Genomic DNA, 255 nt, shown 5'->3' with positions numbered 1-255 from the left:
CTCGGAGCCAGCAATGTTTCGTCTACGGGGGTTTTACCCACTATGCCGGCGCTTTCGCATCGCCTTCGACTACACAACTGGTTTCTTACTCCGTGCCAGACCGGCAGATCTGACCAGAAAGTCCCACAACCCCGCCTGCGCAACCCCTGCCGGGTATCACACGCAAACGGTTTAGCCTCATCCGGTTTCGCTCGCCACTACTCCCGGAATCACTGTTGTTTTCTCTTCCTGACGGTACTGAGATGTTTCACTTCC

1 rRNA gene is annotated in these 255 nt (G+C 55.7%); it reads right to left on the bottom strand.

The features are described from left to right. A 23S ribosomal RNA gene (locus GWK61_RS55740) occupies window positions 1-255 on the bottom strand; the annotation flags it as partial.

The organism is Catenulispora rubra (assembly GCF_015356825.1).
GTDB classification, from domain to species: Bacteria; Actinomycetota; Actinomycetes; order Streptomycetales; family Catenulisporaceae; genus Catenulispora; species Catenulispora rubra.
This window is presented reverse-complemented; position numbering and strand designations above follow the sequence as displayed.